The organism is Novosphingobium oxfordense, from assembly GCF_044029435.1.
GTDB lineage: Bacteria > Pseudomonadota > Alphaproteobacteria > Sphingomonadales > Sphingomonadaceae > Novosphingobium.
Map to the genome: position 1 here is coordinate 2,445,884 of NZ_CP147005.1, position 14,019 is coordinate 2,459,902.

Annotated in this window: 9 protein-coding genes; 2 read left to right on the forward strand and 7 right to left on the reverse strand. The window is 64.6% G+C overall.

Annotated elements, in window-relative coordinates:
* Positions 1–15 precede the first annotated feature (15 nt).
* The 3 genes from WBP07_RS11350 to WBP07_RS11360 all read right to left on the reverse strand — a co-directional run bounded on the left by WBP07_RS11350 (position 16) and on the right by WBP07_RS11360 (position 4,935).
* Positions 16–1,173, reverse strand: coding sequence for a hypothetical protein (locus WBP07_RS11350; protein WP_395391158.1), 1,158 nt, complete (start codon positions 1,171–1,173; stop codon positions 16–18).
* A gap of 7 nt (positions 1,174–1,180) precedes the next feature.
* On the reverse strand, positions 1,181–3,376 hold the full coding sequence (locus tag WBP07_RS11355; RefSeq protein ID WP_395391159.1) for a GumC family protein: 2,196 nt from the start codon (positions 3,374–3,376) through the stop codon (positions 1,181–1,183).
* 155 nt (positions 3,377–3,531) lie between these two features.
* Entirely contained in the window at positions 3,532–4,935 is a 1,404-nt protein-coding gene (locus WBP07_RS11360) for an O-antigen ligase family protein (protein ID WP_395391160.1), read from the reverse strand.
* 683 nt (positions 4,936–5,618) lie between these two features.
* Between WBP07_RS11360 and WBP07_RS11365 the strand changes: the two genes are divergently transcribed.
* A complete protein-coding gene (locus tag WBP07_RS11365; protein WP_395391161.1) occupies positions 5,619–6,347 on the forward strand; it encodes a polysaccharide biosynthesis/export family protein in 729 nt (242 codons plus the stop codon).
* 13 nt (positions 6,348–6,360) lie between these two features.
* Here WBP07_RS11365 and WBP07_RS11370 read toward each other — a convergent pair whose 3' ends face one another.
* Entirely contained in the window at positions 6,361–7,389 is a 1,029-nt protein-coding gene (locus WBP07_RS11370) for an NAD-dependent epimerase/dehydratase family protein (protein ID WP_395395779.1), read from the reverse strand.
* A gap of 240 nt (positions 7,390–7,629) precedes the next feature.
* Between WBP07_RS11370 and galE the strand changes: the two genes are divergently transcribed.
* A complete protein-coding gene (gene galE / locus WBP07_RS11375) occupies positions 7,630–8,634 on the forward strand; it encodes a UDP-glucose 4-epimerase GalE (RefSeq protein ID WP_395391162.1) in 1,005 nt (334 codons plus the stop codon).
* Positions 8,635–8,700: 66 nt separating this feature from the next.
* Here galE and WBP07_RS11380 read toward each other — a convergent pair whose 3' ends face one another.
* The 3 genes from WBP07_RS11380 to WBP07_RS11390 form a co-directional block, all read right to left on the reverse strand.
* Entirely contained in the window at positions 8,701–11,877 is a 3,177-nt protein-coding gene (locus WBP07_RS11380) for an autotransporter domain-containing protein (protein ID WP_395391163.1), read from the reverse strand.
* An 82-nt stretch (positions 11,878–11,959) separates the two neighbouring features.
* Positions 11,960–12,913 (reverse strand): intradiol ring-cleavage dioxygenase, encoded by a 954-nt coding sequence (locus WBP07_RS11385; protein WP_395391164.1) that lies wholly within the window; start codon positions 12,911–12,913, stop codon positions 11,960–11,962.
* Between the two features lie 149 nt (positions 12,914–13,062).
* Positions 13,063–13,830, reverse strand: a complete 768-nt coding sequence (locus WBP07_RS11390; protein WP_395391165.1) for a response regulator — start codon at positions 13,828–13,830, stop codon at positions 13,063–13,065.
* Between the last annotated feature and the right edge of the window lie 189 nt (positions 13,831–14,019).

Genomic DNA, 14,019 nt, shown 5'->3' on the forward strand with positions numbered 1-14,019 from the left:
TATCCATTGCGGGGATTATCGGGGCGCGATCGTCACCCGGCGAATCTCGCCCTCTCCCCGTCCCGTCATCAGCGTCAGTTCCTGACTGACGCAATCGTAGGTGGGAATCTCGAAGCCGGTGCCTTCGGCCTTCAGCGCGATATCGACAAGCTGATTGCCTTCGCCCCGGGCCGAATAGCAGGTGATGCGCAGCAGCAGTGGCCTGAAGCCCGCCTCGCCTTGCGCGGCGGCGTCGATGGTCGCGGTATATCGCCCAGCGGCCAGCAACGCATTGCGCACGCCCACCGCGCCGCGCAGCGCATTGCGGTTGGAATAGCGAACCGTCGTCCCGCTCTTGCCGGTGACGAAGCTACGCTCGATCCCGTCCACTTCCGGATATTGCCAATCGAACGGTCCCGGCAGGGAGCCATCGGTGACCGGGCGGAAGCGGAAGTCATCCGGCGCGGTCATCCGGCCATTGGCGCAGAGTTCGCCCCATAGCACCGCCGCCGCTCCGGCGCGGCCCGACCGGACCAGCGCGGGCAGCTTCGTGGCCAGCGTATCGCAGCTGACGCGGGCGCCGTGGTGCGCCATCGCCCCTACCGTGCTGCGCAGCGCATCGTCATCCAGCGTCTCGCCGGCCCAGCCAATGAACGCGTCCGACCAGTCCCTTTCGCGGCCAAGCTGCGCGGAAAAAGCCTTTACGCCCTGCGGTTGCGACAGCAGGTGCGCGGTCATCTCCTTCAGCCGATCGTCGGTCACCCCCACCCGCCAAAGCGCCAGCAGGCGCTGCGCCGCGACGTTCCATTCCTGCGACTGGAACGCCATGACCACCAGCATGTCCTGCGCGAAGCGGTTGCGCCAGCCGCGCTGGCCGGCCAGCACGAGCGAGCGGACCGCCCCATCCTCATCCCCCTGCCGCACTTGCCCATAGGCCATGAAAGCCAAGCCGTCCGCAGGCACCGGCCGCCGGCGGACGAATTCGCGCGAAAGCGCCAGCCCGGTCGCATTGTCGCCGCGCGCGTAGGCGGCGTCGATCAGAGGCTCCAGCGCGAAATGGCGAAACGGCGCGGGCACGGCCTCTGCCACGGCATCGTTGCGCCGCGCCTCCCGGTCGAGTTCCAGCCCCACCACCGGCACCGCAAAGGCCGCTGCCAGCGCGAACCACAGGGCCTTTCCGATCGCCGATGCCATGGCCGCCTCAGTCCCGCTTGTTGCCGTAGCTGTAGTAGTCGTTGGTGTAATAGCTGTAGTCCTCTCCGCCGACGCGCGGATCGAAGCGGTTCAGCACCACGCCCAGGACGTTCGCCTTGATCAGCGCAAGCCGGCGCAGCGCCGACTTGACCGCGCCGCGATGGAATTCCGACGCATCGATCACGAACAACACGCCGTCGGCATGATTCGCCAGCAGCGCCGCATCCGAAAGCCCCAGCAGCGGCGGACAGTCGACAACGACGATATCGAATTGCGCGCGTGCCTGCTCCACGAAGCCGGTCAGACCGTCCCCGGCAAGGATAAGTGCCGGATCGGGCGGCACAGGCAGCCCCGACATGTAGCTGAGCGTCTCGACATCGGTGGGATGGACCGCGTCGGCGAAACTCTTCTGCCCGGTCAGCACGTCGGTCAGGCCGGTGGCCTTCTGATCGGCCATCCGGCGATGAAGCGTCGGCCGGCGCAAGTCGGCATCGATGAGCAGTACCCGCTTGCCCAGCAGAGCGATATCGGTGGCGACCGCGCGCGCCGTGGTCGACTTGCCTTCGGATTCGCGCGAACTGGTCACCATCAGCACTTGCGGCAGACCCGAAGCGGTTGAGTAGCGCAAGTTGGTGACCAGCGATCGGAATGCCTCGCTGACTTTCGAGCGGCGATCGGTGAACGCGTTCTGGACGTCGCCATCCTTTTCGAGCGGGATCAGCCCCAGCAGCGGCATGCCCAGCTTGCGCTCGACATCGTCGGGCGAGCGGATCGTATCGTCGAAAACCTCACGCAGCAGCACCACGGCCGCCGCCACGATGATGCCCAACACCAGCGAAATCAGAATGTTGAGGAAAAGACGCGGCGAATAGGGCTTGGTGGGCACTTCCGCCCGGTCGACCAGCGTCAGGTTGTTGGACGAGGCACCGGCGGCGGCATTGAGCTGGTTGTAGCGCGAAAGCAGCGTGTCGTAGAGCGTGCGATTGGTATCGGCCACGCGCTTCAGCACCGCGTACTGCACGCCGCGATCCTGTTCCTTCAGCGCATCGCCGCGCAGGGCACCGACGCGCGCCGTAAGCGACTTTTCCTGCTGGAGCGCGGCCTGATATTCCAGATAGGCCGTCTTCTTCAGCGAATCGGCGATGGCGCCGATGCGCTGGTCGTACTCGGCCACTTCGGCCTTCTTCGACTTCACCGTGACGAAATCGTCCAGATGGCGCGACTGCTCCTCGGCCAGCGCCGCCTCGGTCTTGGCCTTTTCGCTCAGCAGCGTGGCGATCGCCGGATTGGAGTTCACTTCGGGCACCGAAAGCGGCGCCACGTTCGCCAGCGTGCGCCAGCGATCCTCGGCGGCGATCCGCTCGGCCGTTGCTTTCGACGTGGCGTCGGTCAGCTGGACCAGCGTGGTGTTGGTGACCGACAGCACCGATTCCTCGTTGCCGCTTTCGCCCTGGCTGGTCACGCGGATGAGCCCGGCCGCGCGGGCGTACTGGTTCAGGTCCCGCTCCGATTGGGTGACCTTGTCGCGCGCTTCGTCAAGCTGGTCGGCAAGGAAACGGCGGGCGTAGGAGGAACTGTTGTACTTCTGGTCCAGATTGCGGTCGATGTAGCGTTCGCCATAGAGCTGGGCCAGCTTGGCCGAATAAGTCGGGCTATGGCTGCTGACGCTGATCGAAACGATCCGGCTGTCCGGCGGCAGATCGACGCTGACGTTGTCCATCAGCGCCTCGATCGCCGCGTCCTTGCGCGCCTGCTCCAGCGTCTTCTTGCCGCCCAGTTCGGAAAGCGAATCCGCGTCCGGCATGTCCTGGCCCATCGCGTCGAAGAAGGCGGCATCGCGGTCCAGCTTGCCGCTTTCGACAACGCTCTGCGCCAGCGAACGGCTCTGGATGATGCCGACCTGCGTTTGCAGGAAGCGGTCGGTATCCTGGACGTTGTTGACCTTCTGGAGATCGGTGCCTTCGATGATCTGGTCTGCCTGATCCTCGATCAGCACACGCACCTGGGCCCGGTAGCGGGGCGCGACCAGCAGCGTTGCGGCGATGCCGAGCACGACGACGCCGGCAATGGTTCCCGCGATCAGCGCCCAGTTGCGGCGCACGGCGCCCACCACGGCCTTGACCATGGTGGTCAGATCCGGCCCTGACTCCTCCACGGTGGAATATCCGTCCACGCCGTCCTGTTCCAAATATGCGTCGTTCAACGTTTCATCCTGCCTGTTTGTCCGGCCCGGTGCGAGACCGGGCCGCAGCCATCGTTTGCGTCAGGAGGTCGTCCGCCAGGAGCGTCCCGAAATACCTGCCTGTGTGATCTCCACCGGCGAAAAACCGCTCCGCCGGCACCATGCAGCTTCCAGTTTCAGATTTCAGGGCGATGCGACCCGCTGCCGTTTCGAACAGTGTTGCGTCCTTGTCCCGGATCCAACAGCAGGGCCAACATCAGTGCTGCAATGCACAGCAAGGTCTGGCTCCGCAAAGGATAGTCGGTGAGTGACTGAAATGTAATCAGGGCGAAGGCGCCTACCGCGGCAAGAGCCGGGCCGCCGCGCCGCATTGCCCGATAACCCAGGGTGCAGAGCGCCACTGCCCAGCCGGCGACGAGCACGATGCCCAACACCCCAGATTCCAGCGCACTTTCCAGGAAATCGTTATGCGCGCGGCCGGCGCGGCCATAGCTCAGGTTCTCCAGCGCCTCGTCCACCTGGAACACCTCGTCGAACGAGCCGATGCCGCTGCCCACCGGCCAATAGCGCCGGGTCGCCTCGATCGTGTCCTTCCAGATGATCGGGCGCTGCTCGTCCTCCATCGACGTGAAGCGCGACAGGCTCTGCCCCAGCCGGTGATTACCGCTCAACAGCGCGCCGCCGGCAATGACGACGACCAGTGCGGCCAACGCGCCCCATGCGAGTTTCCTGCGCCCCCGGCCAAAATCGTGCGCGCTCCACCATGCCCAGGCGGCCAAGACGCCCGGCACCATCAGAAGCATCATGCCCGAACGCGAGCCGGTCAGGGCCACGCCGACGACGAGCAGGAACCCCATCGCAATCGCCCCGAGCTTCCACGCCGGAGCCACGCGGCGCCAGGGCACGGCGGCGACGAGTGCGACCAGCGCGATGTCCAGCATCAGCGCGCCGCTGTTGCGATTGGAAAATGTTCCCTGCAGGTCTGCCGATCCCACCACCTCGTCATAGAACACCAGAACGCGGTTGCCGGTCGCAAGTTGCTGCGCGCCCAGCGCGACCACGATCATGCCGGCTGCCGCTACCACCAGCAGCAGGCTGCGCTTCTGGTCTTCGGGAAGGTTCCAAGAAAGCGTCAGGATCGCCAGCGGGGCCAGCAGCGAGAAGAAGGCGATCGCGGTGCGCGCGGCGCTGAGCGAAAACGGATGCCACGCCCCCTGCGCGCCGATCAGATCATACGACTGAGCGACCAGATCCCGCCCCGGCAAGGCCTGCCACAAGACCGGCGGCAGCGGCACGATCTGCAGCAGCGGCAGTAGCACCGTCGCGGCGACGAGCAGTGCCGGCAGCCGCGGCGCCTTGGCGAAGAAGTCGAAAACCGCGTCGCGATGAAAGGCCAGCGCCGCAAGCCCGGCCAGTTGCACCACCATGTTGGCCAGCCCCGCGCCGGACCCGCCGCCGCCGAGCAGCAGGCCGACCGTCAGGAGCAGCGCCACCACGGCCGCGCGGCCACGCGGAAGCGCGCCGGGGGCCGAGCGCTTTCTGCCTGTTCCTCGCGCGCGGGTCAGAACGTCAGCTTTCAATATAGTACAACCCGTTCAAAAGAAGCGACCTCAAGCAGACGCGTTGGATAACGCCTGAAACGGCATTCGTAGTAAGCACATCCTTTCGGGTTCATGCGTCCTCCTTGAAGACTGAACGACGGAAGTCTTGCTTGAACAGGTGAAGATTACGACCCGATCGAATGCATATCAGCCCGCTCTGTGCAGGCCGATCCTATATCTGTATTTTTCTGATGGTTAGCGGCACCAGTCAGGAGTGCAAGGCGGGGTTACCGAAACTTGGCGCTTCTCGTCGCAATTCCTGCGCCGCCTGGCGCAACGGCCTCCTGGCGAGCCGTGCCGGCCCGGCGCGGAGCCTGATCCCGGCATGCCCTTCCCCGCCATGATCCGACCGATGGAGACCCCGCCTCCTCGCCCACGCCACCGCGAGGGAGATCGGGGTTTTTGCCTATGTCTTTGGAATAGAACGCCCAACTTCGGTATAAAGGCGAAACATACTTCGCCGATCGACGTTTCGACCCGCAGCAATGTCATTAAAAGATGTTAGCCATCCGAATGGAACAGTCCTTTCCGATGGATCGCGCCGTTCAAATGAGATCAAGCGAGATTGGCGAACTTGGAACCGAAGGCCGACGCCTTGCCTCACCCCTGACGCCCGATTACCCGATGATATCAAATCTTTCAGGCCACGGAGACACTTGAAGGTGCACGGATCGAACACGGCGCATGCGCTTAAACGCCTGATAACTGGAACCACCCTCCTGGCCGGCATCTCGCTGGCCGGTTGCACTTCGACAACGCACAATCCGAACCTGCCCCGGGGCGATGCGGCCTATCAGATGGTGCCCGCCACCGTGCCGGCGCCCAGCGTCTATACGATCGTGCCCCACGACATTCTTCAGGTCCGCGTCTTTGGCGAACCCGATCTGTCCGTGGAGAAGGCACTGGTGGACGAGGCGGGCTTCATCCAGCTGCCTATGGCCGGACAGATCAAGGTCGGCGGGCTGAGTGCGGCCGATGCCACGCGGCAGGTCTCCGACATTCTGGGCCGCAAGTACCTGCGCGACCCGCAAGTGGCGGTTTCGGTGGACGTCGCGGCACCGCGTTACGTCTCTGTCGAAGGTGAGGTGAAGATGCCGGGGGTCTATGAGCTGACCTCCAACACCACGCTGCTGGGCGCGCTGGCCCGTGCACAGAGCCCGTCGGTCACCGCCAAACTGGATGAGATCGTGATTTTCCGCACGATCGACGGCAAACGCATGGCCGCACGGTTCAACCTGAAGGACATCCGCACCGGCGTCAGCCCCGATCCGATCATCATGGACGGGGATATCGTCATGGTCGGCTATTCGCGGATCAGGGGCCTGTGGCAGGACTTCTTGAAGATGGCGCCGATCTTCAACGTCTTCGCGGTGATCAGCACCAATAGCTGATCGCGTGCGCCACTTATCCGTGGTACCCGCGATACCATTCGACGAAACGCGGCACGCCCACTTCGATGGGCGTGCTCGGCGCGTAGCCGGTATCGCGGGTGAGCGCCGTGATGTCCGCGTAAGTCGCGGGCACGTCCCCCGGCTGCATCGGCATCAGGTTCAGTTCCGCCTTCACGCCGCAGGCCGCTTCCAGCACCTCGATCATGCGCAGCAGGCGCTCGCTGCGGTTGTTGCCGATGTTGTAGAGCGCATGCGGCTTCACGCTGCCGCCCGCCTTCGCCTGCCCGTCGTCCGCCGGGGGCCGGTCCAGACAGGCCAGCACGCCGCCGACGATATCGTCGATGTACGTGAAGTCCCGGTACATATCGCCGTTGTTGTAAACCTCGATCGGCCGGCCGGAGAGCATCCGCTCCGTAAATTTCCAAAGCGCCATGTCCGGGCGGCCCCACGGGCCGTAGACGGTGAAGAAGCGCAGCCCGGTCAGCGGAATGCGGAACAGATGGGCGTAGGTCTCGCTCATCAGTTCGTCCGCCTTCTTGGTGGCGGCATAGAGCGAGACGGGGTGATCCACCCGGTCCTCCACCGCGAACGGCATCTTTTCATTGCCGCCGTAGACCGAGCTGGAGCTGGCATAGACCATGTGCGCCACCCGCCGTGCGCGGGCGATTTCCAGCATGTTCACATGGCCCGCCAGGTTCGAGGCGACATAGGCCTGCGGATTCTCAAGCGAATAGCGCACCCCGGCCTGCGCGCCGAGGTGGACGATCGTTTCGAACCGATGCGGCTCCAACGTCGTCGTCAGCGCTGCCATGTCCGAGAAATCGAGAGGATGGAACGCGAAGAGATTGCCGTGACCCGCCATGAGCCGGTCCAGTCGCGCCTGCTTGAGCGAGACGGGGTAGTAATCGTTCATGTTGTCGATGCCGATCACCGGCGTTCCGCACGCCATCAGCGCCTCTGCCACCGCGGCACCGATGAACCCCGCCGCGCCGGTGACGAGGACCGGGCCCGTTGCAGGGGCAATGGGCGTCACCTGGTGCATCATCGGATCCTGGGGCAAGCTCGATATCTCCGCTCTGGTGCCATCATGGGCGTGACAGCCTTTGCGGCAGGCACCATGCTGCAGCAAGACTTAGCCTTGTAACAATAGGTACTAGCGGCAAATGCTTGCGATCGGTTGCCTTTTTATGGCGTCAGAAGCGTTTGACGCGGTGCAGCAAGGCCCATATCCCCATCCACCTGACGACCGGCTGCAAAGTCCGGCACGAACGAGCGGAGACCCATGACCACCAAGCTTCCCGTCCTCGTTACCGGCGGCGCCGGCTATATCGGCAGCCACGCCGTCCTCGCGCTGAAGGATGCCGGCTGGCCCGTCGCGGTGATCGACAACCTGACCACCGGCTTCCGCTTCGCGATTCCCGAAGGCGTACCGCTCTACGAAGGCGATATCGAGGATGGCGCCCTGCTCGCGCGCATCTTCGCCGAACAGGGCATTCGCGCGGTGATGCATTTCGCCGGGTCGGTAGTGGTGCCGGAATCGGTGGAGAACCCGCTCAAGTATTATCACAACAACACCGTGAAGAGCCGCGCCCTGATCGAAGCGGCGGTCACGGCAGGGGTTCCCCACTTCATCTTCAGCTCCACCGCGGCGACCTACGGCATTCCCGAGGTGTCACCGGTGACGGAGGACAGTCCGAAGCTGCCGATCAATCCCTACGGCATGTCCAAGCTGATGACCGAGATCATGCTGGGCGACGTGGCCAAGGCCCATCCGCTGAACTTCTGCGCGCTGCGCTATTTCAACGTGGCGGGCGCCGATCCGCAGGCACGCACCGGCCAGTCGACGGCGGGGGCGACGCACCTGATCAAGGTCGCGGTGGAGGCGGCGCTGGGCAAGCGCGGCCACGTCGGCGTGTTCGGCACCGATTTCGACACGCCGGACGGCACCGGTGTGCGCGATTACATCCATGTTTCGGATCTTGCCGCCGCGCATGTGCTGGCGCTGGAGGCATTGATTGCCGAGCCGGCTCGTTCGCTGACGATGAACTGCGGCTATGGTCAGGGCTTCTCGGTGCTGGACGTGCTCGACGCAGTGGACCGCGCCACCAACCGGACGATCGAGCGCCGCCTGGAAGGGCGCCGCGCGGGCGATCCCGATGCGCTGATCTCCGACAACAGCCGGATCAAGGCGACGCTGCCGTGGGAGCCGAAATATGCGGACCTGCCCACCATCGTCGAACACGCCCTGGCCTGGGAACGCAAGCTGGGCGACATTCGCGGCGCGTAACGAAAAAGGCGTGGCCGGACCGAAGTCCGACCACGCCTTCATCAAATCAGGCTTCTTCCCGAACCGTCAGAACGCGACGCTGAGCGAGGCGCGGGCCGACAGGTCGGTGGACCAGGTGGTCTGTTCGGCGCGGGCAGAGATCTTCCAGGTGAAGTCGTACCCGCCCGCCAGCATCGAGACTTCGCCGATCCACGCACCCTTCAGGCTTTCCGGCGTGATCGTGAAGCTGGAACCGGCATCGTAGGTATCGCCGCCGTTGAAGTAGGCGGTGGTGCTGCCCAGCTGGCCCGAGATCACTTCGCGGCGGCCGGCTTCCAGCTGGAAGGTCAGCGGGCGCCAGTCGGGCGAGATCGGACCCAGCGAATAGGCGGCCGTCAGCGTTGGCGTGACGGTCGTTTCCTTGCTGGTGCGGTCGGCAACGGTCAGTGCGATCGCTTCGCTGGTGCCGGTTTCGCTGTAGCCGTTTTCCTTCAGCCAGTACTGCTCCAGCTCGATCTTCGGCTTCAGGCTGAAGCGGCGCGATGCCTGGTACTTGTACGATGCCCCGGCAAGGCCCGAAAGCAGCCAGCCGTCCCACTTGCCGCTGGCGGTGTAGGTGAAGTCCGAATCGTCGATCGTGCCGGTGAACGTACGCTTCGAATCGACCGAAATGCGCGATGCACCAAGGCGCGCCCAGGCCATCAGCGGCCCCTTCGCGGTGCGCCAGAACACGCCGAAGTCATGCTGGCCGACGTCCAGATTGCCGGTGCCGCCGTTGTCGGTCACCTTGCCCTGGAGCCAGGCGTAGGAAACGCCGAAGTAGCCCAGATCGGTGTGCCGCTCGAACCCGGCCGAAAGGCCCCAGCCGCTGGTCTTGTAGGCGGCGGTGCTGCCCGCGTCCTTGCTGGTGCGCCAGTAGATCGGCTCGAACCAGCCGCCGACGTCGGAGATGTCGAACATCGTCGTCTCGTCGGAAAGGTGGCGCGTGGCCATGCGGTCCGCCGTGGTGACGGCATCGAACACGCCGCCGGCGTGATCGGGCAGCAGGCCCGAAACCTGCGACTTCAGCGTGGCCGAATCGGTGACTTGCAGCAGGCTCTCGGTCAGCGAATCATCGTTCTGCGCGGTGGCGTAGATGGCATCCCAGGCGGATGCCTGGCTGCGGGTGAGGCCCAGTTCGTCGGTCGTCTTGCGTGCGATGGTCAGGTAGACGTTGTTGGCGTCGGTGGTGACATCGCCGTTGTAGATGAACGGCAGGTCGGTATCGCTCGAATCCAGCGTGCCTTCGATATTCAGGTTGCTGGCGGTCAGCACCGTGTAGGTGCCTTCCGCATCGCCCAGTGCAGTGACGGTGGCAGTGATCTTCGCGCCCGATTCCAGCGTGGCATTAGCCACGTTGAACAGCGAGCTGGTGCCGGCCGAAGTGTCGACATAGACGCCCAGCGAACCGCCCGACTTTACGGTGAGCGAACCGAAGTCGATCGTCTCGGCCTTCTCCGCCGTCAACTTCGAGCCGCTGTTGACGGTGACCGAAAGGTTGTCCGCATTGGCGAAGTTGCCGGTGTAGACCGACGATCCCGACAGCGTGAGCGTGCCGTTCTCGCCCGCGAAGTCCATGGTGCCGGTAAAGGTGGCGGTATCGGCCAGCGATGCAGTGGCCGTGCCGGTGCCGAAGTAGACATCGCCGGTGTAGATCGTGTTGCCGGACAGCGCCAGCGTATCGTCACCTGCGCCAAACAAGATGTTGCCGGTGATCTTGCCGGTCGATGCGCTCACCGTATCGTTGCCCGAACCCAGCAGGATGTTGCCGGTGATGCTGGCATAGACGGTGGGATCGGTGTCGGTATCGTTGTCGTCCAGATAGTCGGCACTGGTCGCGGCATCGTCCGAATTGAGGTACTGGTTGATGGTGACGCCGGTGGTGTTCGCCGAAAGATCGATGGCGGTCAGCGTGTCCGTGCTCGAGCCCGATGCGCTGATATAGCCCGTGTTGTTGATCGTCGTCAGCGTGCCGGAAAGATCCTGGATCGCCACGGCAGTGCCTTCGCCCGGAGACGAGATCGCGGCCCCGATCGCGCCCGAGTTGTAGAGGCTGGTGACGGTGCTGCCCGCATTGATGACAAGGCCGTAGGCAGCTGCGTCATACGTCGTCGCGCGCAGGGTGCCGGTCACGCCGATGCCGTCGGTCAGCGTCACGTTGCCGCCCTGCCCGCCGATCACCACGCCATAGGCATTGGTGTTCGAGTAATAGGCGTTGGAGGTGACGGTGCCGTCGATCGCCAGCGAGTAGGTGCCCGAATTGCTGGACACGCCGCCCACGGTGATATCCGTGGTGCCGCCGATCTGGATCGCCGGCGAAGTGCCATAGGCGGTGACGACGCCGGTGCCTTCTTCCGAATCCAGGACGCCGTCGCCATCCTCGTCGGTATTGGAGCTATCCTCATCCACCGGCGGGGCGGCGATGTAGATGCCGCCGGCAACGTTGCCGGTGATTTCCACCGCCGCCTTGCCGGTGCGCAGCGCGGTGCGCGACAGCACGATCGTGGCGCTGTCGTCATCGGTGTAAGACGCCGCCTGGGCAACGGTGCCCTGGATGGTAACCGTGCCCGAAACGTCGCCGTTGACCACCAGCCCCTGCGCGCCCGCGCCCACCACGGTTACGGTGCCGTTCACGGTCACATCGCCATCCACGGCCTGCGTCTTCACGCCGACGGAGTTGTCGCCGATCACCTTGATGGTGCCGGTATTGGTGATGTTGCCGGTGTAGTTCGAATCGACGACGATGCCGCCCGAATTGAGGCCTTCGACCGTGATCGCGCCGGCGTTGGAGATCGATCCGCTGGTGGCCGCGCCCGACAGCACATGGATGCCGTAGCGATTGCTGGCGGACGCGATGGCGCCATCGGCGATACCGTTGCTGTCCGTGTCCGCAGGGACGTAGCTTTCGGTAACCGCGATCGTTGCATCCTCGCCCACCGTCACGGTCGAGTTGGTGCCCGCGTTGACGGCGATCCCGGCCGCATCATTGGCCCCGCCCACGGCAACCGCACCCTCGACGTCGACCGTGTTGTTGCTGTCGACCGTCACCGCCTTCCCACTGGCCAGCGTAATGGTGCCGTTGGTCGTTACGGTGGTATCGCCCGCGGTGGAGGTGACCAGCGGCGTCGTGGTGGACGTCGACACGGTGGTGGCGGCAAGAACGGGGCTGGCGGCCAGCACCAGGGCCAGCGCACCGACGCTGGTCGACGAATGCAAAGATTTCATGAGTTATCGCACTCTTTCAGGAGGAAAACGGGGCGAGTAGAAGGACGGGCAGTGGAAAAACGGGGGCCATGGGCCCCCGTGGTCAGCCGGCGATGCCGATCAGGGCGGAACCGGTGTAACCAGCGGTGACCGTGCCGGTCAGGCTGGGGGTCATCTGCGCGATCTGCGCGGAAGTGTTGTCGCCGAACACATTGTCGGACGAGAGCGTGATCGCGTTGTAGTTCGCGATGCTGGCCGTGTAGCGGCTGTCTCCGGTGAACACGGCGGTATTGGTCGCGGCGGGCATCGCCAGCTGCGAGATCAGGCTGGCAGTGCGCCCGGTGCTGGCGGAAGTCAGCCCGTCCAGGAACACCTCGAAATGGATGTGCGGCCAGCGTCCGGAATAGCAGGCGGGATAGATGGTCGTGAAAGTGACCTTGCCCTCGCTGTCGGTGACCTGCACGCCGCGCAGATAGCTCTCGGTCGTCACCCCGCTCGAATAGAGCGAGTAGCGGCCGTAGGCATCGCAGTGCCAGACATAGATCGCCGCGCCGGCGATCGCCGCGCAGCCGTTGTTCACGTCCACCAGTTGCAGCGTGATTTCCAGCGGAACGCCGGTAGCCGTGGTGGTGGAATTGATGAAGCTGGACCGGATGTCGGAACGGACGATACCGCTGACGGTCAGCACGTTGGAGGTCGATCCGCTGGCGGTATTGGTGCCGTCTGCCGGATAGGGGCCGTTGGTCTCGGTCGGATCGGCGATGCAGCTCGAACCCGAGGATCCGCCCGAGGTGGAGCTGGTGCTCGATGTCGAGGAGGTCGTGGTCGAACTGGACGTGCTCGATGTCGAGCCGGTGGTGCTGCCGGACGACGAACTGGTCGTGCCGGATGAGCCGGACGACGAATCGTCGCCCCCGCACGCTGCCACGGTCACTGCGGTTCCGGCGCTCGCCAGGAAGGCCAGCGCCCGGCGGCGGCCCATCAATCGTTCGGTAATCACGCCGATGTCGTGGCTCAGGCCACGATCATGATCTTCGGTCTCGTGCTGATTCCCCACCGCTCACTCCCTCGTCCTCGCACCGCGCCAGCCGACATGGAGGCTGCACGCGGGAATGCAGGGAGCAGCACTGGAAGCCCGCGTTTGCGGCGGGATTTCAGCTTGATTTCAGGGATGTAGCGGAATGTTTCAGGAAATCGCGGCGTGTATCAGCCCGACACCGACGGCACGAAGAGATAGCCTTCGTTGCGCACCGTGCGAATGATATCGCCGCCGCCGTCGCCGTCCGAAAGCTTGCGACGCAGGCGCGAGAGCTGCACGTCGATGGCGCGATCGTAAAGCTCGCTGTCCTCGCCGCGAGACCAATCGAGAAGCTGGTCACGCGTCAGCACGCGGCGCGGGTGCTGCGCGAATGCGCGCAGCAGGCGAAACTCGCCGTCCGACAGCGAAATCAGCCGATTGCTCGGATCGAACAGCAGGCGCAGGCCCAGATCCATGCGCCAGCCGGCGAAGCGGAGCACTTCGCCCGACTGCACTTCGCCCTCGTAAGGCACATGTTCGACGATTGCCGCCGCCTGTGCCGGCGCGCCGGGCGCGGCCGGCGCCGCGGCAGCGCGGCGGCGCAGGACGGTGCGGATGCGGGCCAACAGTTCGCGCGGATTGCAAGGCTTCGCCAGATAGTCGTCCGCGCCCATTTCAAGGCCGACGATCCGGTCGACATCGCTGCCCACCGCCGAAAGCATGATGACCGGCGGCGCATCGGGGCCAAGCTGGCGCAAGGCCGTAAGCCCGTCCTCGCGCGGCATCATCACGTCCAGCACGATAAGGTCGAAGCGCTGCTGGGCCAGTAACGCGCGCATGGCGTCGGGATCGGCGGCAGTCTCGGTCGCGTAGCCGTGCTTGCCAAGGAACTCGCCGATAAGAGAACGAATGCCCTCGTCGTCGTCGACGATAAGTATGCGGGTCTGCAAATCCATCGCAGGATGTTCTAGGATCATTGCAGCCGGATAGGAACCCTGTGTGCCATCCGCATTTCACATCGGCACGCCGGTTGCGACAAACTGAAATACGGCCGCAACCTCCGTGAAATCGCGAAGCAAACTCCAACCCCGACCTAGCCTCCCATGAACAGTCCAGTTCGCCAGGTTCTGCCACGGGCGACAGGC

Excerpts from the sequence above, each read along its gene's own strand:
- galE (WP_395391162.1), top strand. The coding sequence starts at position 7,630 with ATGACCACCAAGCTTCCCGTCCTCGTTACCGGCGGCGCCGGCTATATC.
- WBP07_RS11380 (WP_395391163.1), bottom strand. The coding sequence starts at position 11,877 with ATGAAATCTTTGCATTCGTCGACCAGCGTCGGTGCGCTGGCCCTGGTG.
- WBP07_RS11390 (WP_395391165.1), bottom strand. The coding sequence starts at position 13,830 with ATGGATTTGCAGACCCGCATACTTATCGTCGACGACGACGAGGGCATT.
- WBP07_RS11370 (WP_395395779.1), bottom strand. The coding sequence starts at position 7,389 with ATGCACCAGGTGACGCCCATTGCCCCTGCAACGGGCCCGGTCCTCGTC.
- WBP07_RS11350 (WP_395391158.1), bottom strand. The coding sequence starts at position 1,173 with ATGGCATCGGCGATCGGAAAGGCCCTGTGGTTCGCGCTGGCAGCGGCC.